Source organism: Lentzea kentuckyensis (assembly GCF_002150765.1).
GTDB lineage: Bacteria > Actinomycetota > Actinomycetes > Mycobacteriales > Pseudonocardiaceae > Lentzea > Lentzea kentuckyensis.
Window position 1 is genome coordinate 48,547 of the sequence record NZ_MUYM01000024.1, and the last position, 9,214, is coordinate 57,760.

Below are 9,214 nucleotides of genomic sequence, written 5' to 3' on the forward strand. Positions count from 1 at the left end.
AGCGATGGGCCCCGGAGCGGTCCGGGGCCCTTGCTCAGAACCTCGTCGCGCCGAGGAACCTCTTCAACAACACCGCGTCGCCGGTCACGTCGAGCCCCTCCAGCCCGCGTCGCCGGTACAGCGCCAGCACCAGATCCGCGGCCGGCCCCCGCACCGTCACAGCACCCGAGCCGCCGTCCTGACGAGCCACCGGCGCGGTCCCGGTCAGGTCCACCAGCCACCGGGCCTCGGCGTCGGTCGCCTCGAAGACCAGGGTGCCGCCCTCTCCCAGTACCTCACCGAACTCCGGTCGCCGCAGGTGGACGATCCGCAGTCCCACGTTCATCCACTCCCACAACCCGTCCGCGGCGACCACCGGATCGACTTCGAACGGCAGTCCCAGCGCCTCGAACGCGTCGTGGCGGTGCACCCACGTCTCGTGCGCCATCCGCCGTGACCAGAACCGCGGCCCCGGTTCGCCGGGGAACAGCACCGCGATCGGCTCGTCCGGCGACACGCCACGCATCGCCGACGCCAGCAGTTCCGCCCCCTCGGTCAACCACGGGCCCAGCACGGCGGCGGTCTCGCCCGCGTACGAGTCCACCGAATGCGCCTTGCTCAGCGAACGGTCGGCGTGCGGGATCTTCTCCCGGACCAGCTGCTCGATCCACCGGTGCGCGTAGCCGAGGTGACGCAGCAGCTGGTTCAACGTCCAGTCCGGTGTCGCGGGCACCGGCACGCTCAGGTCGGCGTCGGCAACACCGGAGACCAGCAACGATGTCTGCGCAACGCCCGTGTCGAGCCGCTGCTCGTAAGTCAGCATCCCCATGGTCAAAAACGTACGCTCGTGAGGAGCCGGTCGAGCAGTTCGCGATCACCGAACACCTCGAGGCCCTCCACCGGCCGCCGCCGGTAGACGGCGAGCATCAGCTCCGTCACCGGCCCGCGCACCGCCACCGCCGCCTTCTCGTGTCCCTCGCGCACGGCCGGCCGCGGACCGGTGAGGTCGAGCACGAGCTCGCAGTCGAAGTCCGTCGCGTGCAGGTGGATCGTGTGGCCGGGCCCCACCAGCGCGGCGGTTTCGGCGGGCCAGCGCAGGAACGCGAACGGCAGCGCGAAGAGCGCCCACTCCGTTAGGTTGTCGGCGGCCATGTCGGCGTCGATCTCGAACGGCACACCCAGCGCGTTGACGGCATCCCAGCGGTGGATGACGCACTCCTGTGCCATCCGGCGCGACCACAGGCGCGGGCCGGGGTGGCTGGCCAGCGTGGCGATCATCTCGTCCGGGTCGACGGCCTGGAGTGCGGACGCCAGCGACCTCGCGCTCTCCTCGATCCAGGGACCGAGCTCGGCGGCCGTCTCACCCGCGTAGGCCGACACGTCGAGCGCCGCGTTGCGGGTGAAGTCGATCTCCGGCCGCTTCTCCCGGATCATCTCGTCGGCCCAGCGGTACGCGAAGCCGACGTGGCGCAGCAGTTGGTTCACGGTCCAGTCCGGGCACGATGGCACCTGAATGCCCAGGTCAGCGCCGTCCAGCGCGGAGACCAGCAGCTCGGCCTGGTGGATGATCTCGGCGCAGTGGCGCTCGTAGCTCAATTTCCCCATGCCCCAAACGTAGGGACGTCGGCCGGTGCCTGGGAGGGGACCACCGGCCGACGTCCCGAAAACGAGCATACACCATGATCGAACACTTGTTCGAGTGATCATTGATGGGCCAACCGGTTAACCGTTAGTAACAACGCCTTCCAAACACCACTCGATCGAGGAAAGATGCGTCGGTCCGCCGCATCCCCTGGAGGAAGTTTTGAGACCCACCCTGCCCGGCGTCGGGACAGCGGTGGCGGCGATCGTGTTCGCCGCCGTCCCCGCAGTTGCCGCACCCAGCACCGACGCCCTGATCTCCGAGGTCTACGGAGGCGGCGGCAACTCCGGCGCCACGCTCAAGCAGGACTTCGTCGAGCTCGCCAACAAGAGCACGAGCGCGATCAGCCTGGACGGCTACAGCGTCCAGTACATCTCGGCCACGCCCGGCGCGAGCACGCAGTGGAGCGTCACTCCGCTGACCGGTTCGATTGCGCCAGGCAAGACGTTCCTCGTCGCCGAGGCCAAGGGCACCGGCGGCACCGTCGAGCTGCCGACCCCGGACGCCATCGGCACGATCGCGATGAGCGGCACCGGCGGCACCATCGCCCTGGTCAACGGCACCGCGGCGCTCACCTGCAAGACGGCCGCGGACTGCGCCGCCGACACGCGGATCAAGGACCTCGTCGGCTACGGCACCGCGGTCGTGCGCGAAGGCACCGCGACCAACGCCCTGAGCAACACCACCTCGGCGTTCCGCAACATCGAGCTCGGTGACACCGACGACAACGCCACCGACTTCAAGGTCGGCGACCCGAACCCGACCAACTCCAAGGGCGAGACTCCGGGCGGCGGCAACCCGGATCCCGACCCGGACCCCGTGCCCGGCGACAAGCGCATCCACGACATCCAGGGCGTCACGCGCACCTCGCCGTTGCTCGGCCAGAAGGTCAGCAACGTCCCCGGCGTCGTCACCGGCACGCGCGCCACGGGTGACCGCGGCTTCTGGATCCAGGACGTCACGGGCCAGGACAGCGACCCGCGCACCAGCGAGGGTGTCTTCGTCTACACGGCCGGCACCGCGCCGACCGTGGCCGTCGGCGACAACGTGCTGGTCAGCGGCACGATCGCGGAGTACCGGCCGGGCGGCGGTTCGAAGCAGACCCTGACCGAGATCACCCAGGCCACCACGATCACGTTGTCCAAGGGCAACCCGGTTCCGGCGCCGGTGCTGGTCAAGAACCTGCCGCAGGGCTACCTGCCCGCGCCGGGTGGCGACATCGAGCAGCTGCCGCTGGAGCCGCAGACCTACGCCCTCGATCTCTTCGAGTCGCTCGAAGGAACGCTCGTCCAGGTCGACGACGTCCGCGTGGTCGGCCCGAGCACCGAGTTCGGCGAGGTCTGGGTCACGATCAACCCGAACCAGAACCCCACCGCCCGCGGCGGCAGCATCTACACCGGCTACGACCAGCCGAACAACGGCCGGCTGAAGATCAAGGCCACGCCGCTGCCCGCGTCGAACGTCGGCGACGTCTACGCCGGCGCGACCGTGGGTGCCATCGAGTACACGGACTTCGGCGGCTACACCCTGGCCGCGCTGAAGCTCGGCCAGCACGTCTCGTCCAACCTGCAGCGCGAGATCACCGCGCAGCAGAAGGAGAGCGAGCTGTCGGTCGCGACCTACAACGTCGAGAACCTCGACCCGTCCGACGCGCAGGCCAAGTTCGACCGGCTCGCGGACGGTGTGGTGACCAGCCTGCGCAGCCCGGATGTCGTTGTGCTGGAAGAGATCCAGGACAACAACGGCACGGTCAACGACGGCACGGTGGCCGCGGACCAGACGTTGCAGAAGTTCGCCGACGCGATCGTCGCCAAGGGTGGCCCGCGCTACCAGTGGCGGCAGATCGACCCGGAGAACGGCAAGGACGGCGGTCAGCCCGGCGGCAACATCCGCGTCGGCTTCTTCTTCAACCCGCAGCGCGTGTCCTTCGTGGACCGTCCCGGCGGCGACTTCAAGACCCCGGTCGAGGTCGTCAAGAAGAACGGCCGCGCCGCGCTTTCCGTGTCACCGGGCCGCATCGACCCGCTGAACGACGCGTGGGCGGACAGCCGCAAGCCGCTCGCCGGTGAGTTCAAGTTCCGCGGCCGCACGGTCTTCGTGGTCGCGAACCACTTCAACTCCAAGGGCGGCGACGACGCCATCCACGGCCGCACCCAGCCGCCGAACCGCTCGTCCGAGGTGCAGCGCGCCAAGCAGGCCGCGGCGCTGAAGGCGTTCACCGAGCAGATCCGGGCCATCGACAAGGGCGCCAACGTCGTCCTCGCCGGCGACCTGAACGACTACCAGTTCTCGCCCGCGCTCAAGACGTTGACCGGCGACGGCAACCTCAAGGCGCTCATCGAGACGCTGCCGGTGAACGAGCGGTACAGCTACGTCTTCGAGGGCAACTCACAGACGCTCGACCACCTCGTGATGAGCAAGAACATCACCCGCTTCAGCTACGACGTGGTGCACATCAACGCCGAGTTCGCCGACCAGGCGAGCGACCACGACCCGCAGATCGTCCGCGCCCGCCCGTCCACGGGTGACGCGAACATCGACAAGATCGTGTTCGCGCTCGAGGACATCCTCGACTGCCTGAAGAAGTAAGAACGGCTCAGTGGCCGCTACCTCAGGAGCTTGCCTTCTGCGGTAGCGGCCACTGTCGCGACCACCATCTCCGCCGCCACGGCCGCGTGAATCGCCACCACTGCGGGGGAATGCCCCTCGGTGATCTGCCTGGCGCGAGCGGTCAACTCATGCCGTTCCCCGTCGAACACCTTGTGCACGGCCTTGACCGCGTGCAGCAGTGAGATCAACGCCCCGCTGCGCGCGTCCGGAGGCCGGTGACCGAACAACACGCTGCCGACAGCCGTGCGCACCTCGCTCACCACCGCCTGATCGCGGATCACGAAGCCACCGAACACCTGGCCGCGCAACGCCAGCACGCCACGTGCCTCCAGGCCCGTCATCACGTTGTCGCGCACGTACTTCCGGATCCTTTGCACGGCTCGCCGCGCCGACAGCGGAGCCCTGAGCCGGGTCAGTGACTCCTGCGGGAACGGGTGCGGCAACGGCGTCGGGTCAGGTATCCAGAGCTGCCTGCCGGTCGGGTCGTACGCGAGCCGCCCCGAGTGCACCAGCTCGATCAGCATCGCCCCGGAGAGCGCGTTCTCGACCGCGGCGGCATTCGCCAGCGTGTGGCCGGTCCGCTCGTCGACGAACAGCAGCAACGCCTCCTCGGGCAGCATCGGAGCGTCAGCCTGAGGAAGCGGCGGCCGCAGCTGCCGCCGCCGCTGTCACACCTGCCTGGATCGCCTCGACCGCCCGGCGCACCGCGTCGCCCGCCCAGTTGCCGGCGGCGATCTCCTTGGCCCGCTTGTTCAGGTCGCGCTTGTCGCCCTCGACCACCTTGTGCACGGACTTCACCGCGTACAGCAGTGTGACCAAAGCCCCCGTCCGCGCATCCGCACCCTGGTAGCCGAGCGCGACCTCGCCGACCGCCTTCCGCACTTCACCGGCCAGTTTCTCGTTCGTGATCACATAACTCTTCGCCGGGAAGATCCCGAGCACCTTCCGCGGTTCCACCCGCACCACCGCGTGGTCTTTCAGCTGCGCGATCACGTTGTCGCGCACCCTCTTCCGCAGGCGCTCCACCGCTTTCTGCGGCTTCATCGGCCGGTCGATCCGCGCCACCGACTCCTGCAGCAACGGATCCTTCAACGGCGTCGGGTCGACCACCTGGAGCTTCTTGCCGTTCGGTTCGAACGCGACGCGGCCCGAGTTGACCAGCTCGATGAGCACGGCACCGGCGAGCGCGTTCTCGACCGACGTCGAGTCACTGCGCAACTTGCCGTTCTGCTCGTTGATGAACAGCAGCATCAAGTCTTCGGGCAGCATCATGCAACGTTAACGCCAGAAGGGCGCCGAACGTTGAACGTTCGGCGCCCTTCTGATCAAGAGAGCGGAGGATACGGGATTTGAACCCGTGAGGGGGTGAACCCAACACGATTTCCAGTCGTGCGCACTAGGCCGCTATGCGAATCCTCCGTGGAGAACCTTACCGGACGGGTGTCCGACGACCCAAAACGGGGGGTCGCCGGAAAAAGCCCGGAGCCCGTGTCGATCTGGCGGCAGCCCGCTCGTCGTGATCCCGTAAGACCGACCGAGGAGGGCAATCGTGAAGTACATGCTGTTGATCTACGCGGCCTCTGACCAGCAGGCGAGCTGCACCGTCGAGGACTGGATCGCCTACGAGAAGGAGATGAAGGAGGCGGGTGTCCTGGTCTCCGGTCACGCACTGGCCGACCTCGTCACCGCGACCACCGTCCAGGTCGGACAGGACGGCAGGCGCTCGGTCACCGACGGTCCGTTCGCCGAGACCCGCGAGGTGCTGGGGGGCTACGACATCATCGACGTGCCGGACCTCGACGCGGCGCTGGAGTGGGCGGCGAAGTGTCCCGGTTCGCGTGACGGCGGCGCGGTCGTCGTCAGGCCCATCGCCGAGTTCTGAGATGGACGTCGAGCAGGTCTTCCGGGAGGAACGCGGCAGACTGCTCGCGACGCTGGTCAAGCGCTTCGGCGACCTCGACCTGGCCGAGGAGGTCACCTCCGACGCGATCGAGGCGGCGCTGAAGCACTGGCCGGTGGACGGGGTACCGGACCGGCCCGGCGCGTGGTTGCTCACGACCGCGCGCCGCAAGGCCGTCGACCGTCTGCGCCGTGATCAGGTTTACGCGGCGCGGCTGGCGTTGTTGCAGGTGGAGGTCGACCGGGCCGATCCGCCGGTGACGGACGCGCTGCCGGACGAGCGGCTGGAGCTGTTCTTCACGTGCGCGCACCCGGCGTTGCCCGAGGAGGATCGTGGCGCGCTGACCCTGCGCTGCCTCGCCGGCTTCACGACGCCGGAGGTCGCGCGGGCCTACCTGGTGCCGGTCACGACGATGCAGCAACGGATCGTGCGCGCGAAGAAGAAGATCAAGGAAGCGCGCATCCCGTTCCGCGTGCCGGACCCGCACGAGCTCCCGGAACGCCTGCCCGGCGTGCTGCAGGCCGTCTACTCGATCTTCACCGAGGGCTACGCGGCCCAGCGCGCCGATCTCGCGGAGGAGGCCATCCGGCTGGCCAGGATCCTGCACCGCCTGCTGCCGGAACGCGAGGTCACGGGCCTGCTGGCGTTGATGCTGCTGATTCACGCCCGCCGCGACGCCCGCGCCGAGCTGCTGGAGGACCAGGACCGCTCGCTCTGGGACCGCGACCTGATCCAGGAGGGCAGCGCGCTCGTCGACGAAGCGTTGACCGGCGGACACGGCCCGTACGGGGTGCAGGCCGCGATCAACGCGTTGCACGACCAGGCGGAGGACTTCGCGAGCACCGACTGGCCGCAGATCGTCGCTCTCTACGGCGTGCTGCAGAAACTCGCGCCGTCGCCGGTGGTCGCGCTGAACAGGGCCGCCGCGATCGCCATGCGCGACGGCGCCGCGGCGGGGCTCGCGTTGCTCGACGCGCTGGCCGACGAACCCAAGCTCCGCGACTACCACCCGTACCGGGCGGCTCGCGCCGACCTGCTGCACCGCCTGGGCCGGCACGCGGAAGCCGCCCAGGCCTACCGCGAGGCGATCGCGCTCGCGGGCACCGAATCCGAACAGGACTTCCTGCGCCGCAGGCTGACCGCCATCGAGGGGCAATCATGATCATGAAGTGGCTGGAGGCCGAGCGCATGGGCATCGCCGACCTCCTCGAAGACCTGACCGACGACGAGTGGCGGCGCGAGACCCTCTGCACCGGCTGGACCATGCAGGAGATGGCGGCCCACCTGACCACGTCGACCCGCACGGGCTGGCGCGACGTGCTGACCGGTGCGGTGAAGGCGGGCTTCGACTGGAACCGCATGGAGGACCAGAAGGCACGCGCGATCGCCGCACAGTTCACCCGGTCGGAGTTGATCGCACAGATTCGCGCGACGGCCGGCTCCCCGAAACGTGCGCCGATGGCCGCCCCGATAGACCCGTTGGTGGACTTCCTCGTGCACGGCCAGGACATCGCACGGCCGTTGGGCCGCGTCCGCGAAATGCCGCTAGAACCGGCCCAAGCCGCCTTCGAACATGTGATGAAGAGCCCGTTCTGGGGTGCTCGCAAGCGTTTCCGGGAGTCCGGAATTCCCGATCTTCCGGCCCCTGACCTGCTGTTGATCGCTACGGGCCGCGAGTTGTCCACACCTGGGGACAACACTGTGGGCAACTCGAACACACGTTCGATCTAGAGTCTTCGCTACACTTGCGTCGGACCTCGTGCGGCACACATCTCGCGAACCTCCCCAGGGCCGGAAGGCAGCAAGGATAAGCGGGCTCTGGTGGGTGCACGGGGTCCCCTTTTTCTGTCGGGGTCCACCGGTACTGTTCCGGGCGTGGCGCTCGCTCTGTATCGCAAGTACCGTCCGGCCACGTTCTCCGAGGTCGTCGGCCAGGAGCACGTGACCGACCCGCTGCGCGTCGCCTTGTCGGCAGGCCGGGTGAACCACGCGTACCTGTTCAGCGGCCCGCGTGGCTGCGGCAAGACGTCGTCGGCTCGCATCCTGGCCCGCTCGCTCAACTGCGTGCAGGGCCCGACGCCCGACCCGTGTGGCGAGTGCAACAGCTGCATCGGCCTGGCCCCGAACGGCACGGGCAGCGTCGACGTCGTGGAACTCGACGCGGCCTCCCACGGCGGCGTCGAAGACGCCCGCGAACTCCGCGACAAGGCCTTCTACGCCCCAGCCGAGTCCAAGTACCGCGTCTTCATCATCGACGAGGCGCACATGGTCACCACGCAGGGCTTCAACGCCCTGCTGAAGATCGTGGAAGAGCCGCCGGACCACCTGATCTTCATCTTCGCCACCACGGAACCGGACAAGGTCCTCCCGACCATCCGCTCCCGCACGCACCACTACCCGTTCCGCCTGATCCCGCCCGGCGTGATGCGCGGCCTGCTGGAACGCAACTGCGAGGCAGAAGGCGTGGCGGTAGAACCCGCCGTCTTCCCCCTGGTGATCCGCGCGGGCGGCGGCTCGGCCCGCGACACCCAGTCGGTCATGGACCAGCTCCTCTCCGGCGCGGGCCCGGACGGCGTCAAGTACACCCAGGCCATCACGCTCCTGGGCGTAACCGACGCCGCCCTGATCAACGACGTGATCGACGGCCTCTCCGCCGGCGACGGCGCCGCAGTCTTCGGCACCATCGACCGCCTGGTGGAAGCCGGCCACGACCCCCGCCGCTTCGCCTCGGACCTCCTGGACCGCCTCCGCGACCTGGTCCTGCTCTGCGCAGTCCCCGACGCCGCCGACCGCAACCTGGTCAGCGCCCCCGACGACGAGGTGGCCACCATGGTCGCCCAAGCAGAACGCATCGGCCCCGCAGCCCTGACCCGCTATGCCGAAATCGTCCACACGGGCCTAGTGGACATGCGCGGCGCCACCGCCCCGCGCCTCCTGCTAGAACTCCTCTGTTCCCGCATGCTCCTGCCCTCGGTGAGCCAGTCGGAAGCCGCCCTGCTGCAGCGCCTGGAACAACTGGAGCGCCGCCCACCAGCAGCAATGCCCGCCGGAGCCCCCGCCGCAGCCGGAGCCCCCGCCCCAAC

Annotated in this window: 9 protein-coding genes, 1 tRNA gene and 1 other RNA gene; 6 read left to right on the forward strand and 5 right to left on the reverse strand. The window is 68.9% G+C overall.

The window, feature by feature from the left end:
* Nucleotides 1-34: 34 nt before the first annotated feature.
* Together B0F77_RS14245 and B0F77_RS14250 are read right to left on the reverse strand one after the other, a co-directional pair.
* A complete protein-coding gene (locus B0F77_RS14245; protein WP_086663364.1) occupies nt 35-808 on the reverse strand; it encodes a maleylpyruvate isomerase family mycothiol-dependent enzyme in 774 nt (257 codons plus the stop codon).
* A gap of 2 nt (nt 809-810) precedes the next feature.
* Complete coding sequence (locus tag B0F77_RS14250; protein WP_158102688.1) at nt 811-1,584, reverse strand: maleylpyruvate isomerase family mycothiol-dependent enzyme; 774 nt, start codon at nt 1,582-1,584, stop codon at nt 811-813.
* A gap of 199 nt (nt 1,585-1,783) precedes the next feature.
* On the opposite strand from B0F77_RS14250, the gene B0F77_RS14255 reads away from it, so the two are divergent.
* Complete coding sequence (locus B0F77_RS14255) at nt 1,784-4,210, forward strand: endonuclease/exonuclease/phosphatase family protein (RefSeq protein ID WP_342746797.1); 2,427 nt, start codon at nt 1,784-1,786, stop codon at nt 4,208-4,210.
* Between the two features lie 17 nt (nt 4,211-4,227).
* Here B0F77_RS14255 and B0F77_RS14260 read toward each other — a convergent pair whose 3' ends face one another.
* The 3 genes from B0F77_RS14260 to B0F77_RS14270 all read right to left on the reverse strand — a co-directional run bounded on the left by B0F77_RS14260 (nt 4,228) and on the right by B0F77_RS14270 (nt 5,650).
* Entirely contained in the window at nt 4,228-4,851 is a 624-nt protein-coding gene (locus B0F77_RS14260) for a GOLPH3/VPS74 family protein (protein ID WP_086663366.1), read from the reverse strand.
* Nucleotides 4,852-4,858: 7 nt separating this feature from the next.
* A complete protein-coding gene (locus B0F77_RS14265) occupies nt 4,859-5,500 on the reverse strand; it encodes a GOLPH3/VPS74 family protein (RefSeq protein WP_158102689.1) in 642 nt (213 codons plus the stop codon).
* Between the two features lie 65 nt (nt 5,501-5,565).
* Nucleotides 5,566-5,650 (reverse strand) — tRNA-Ser (locus tag B0F77_RS14270).
* Between the two features lie 130 nt (nt 5,651-5,780).
* On the opposite strand from B0F77_RS14270, the gene B0F77_RS14275 reads away from it, so the two are divergent.
* The 5 genes from B0F77_RS14275 to B0F77_RS14295 all read left to right on the forward strand — a co-directional run.
* A complete protein-coding gene (locus B0F77_RS14275) occupies nt 5,781-6,113 on the forward strand; it encodes a YciI family protein (protein ID WP_086663368.1) in 333 nt (110 codons plus the stop codon).
* Nucleotide 6,114: 1 nt separating this feature from the next.
* Entirely contained in the window at nt 6,115-7,293 is a 1,179-nt protein-coding gene (locus tag B0F77_RS14280; RefSeq protein ID WP_086663369.1) for an RNA polymerase sigma factor, read from the forward strand.
* Nucleotides 7,290-7,862: a maleylpyruvate isomerase family mycothiol-dependent enzyme gene (locus B0F77_RS14285; RefSeq protein WP_086663370.1), complete on the forward strand. Its 573-nt coding sequence runs from the start codon at nt 7,290-7,292 to the stop codon at nt 7,860-7,862. Before B0F77_RS14280 ends, B0F77_RS14285 begins: the two co-directional genes overlap by 4 nt.
* Before the next feature lie 17 nt (nt 7,863-7,879).
* An RNA gene (gene ffs / locus B0F77_RS14290) (signal recognition particle sRNA small type) lies at nt 7,880-7,976 on the forward strand.
* Between the two features lie 30 nt (nt 7,977-8,006).
* The coding region (locus B0F77_RS14295) for a DNA polymerase III subunit gamma and tau (RefSeq protein ID WP_143466721.1) at nt 8,007-9,214 on the forward strand (1,208 nt) is incomplete at its 3' end.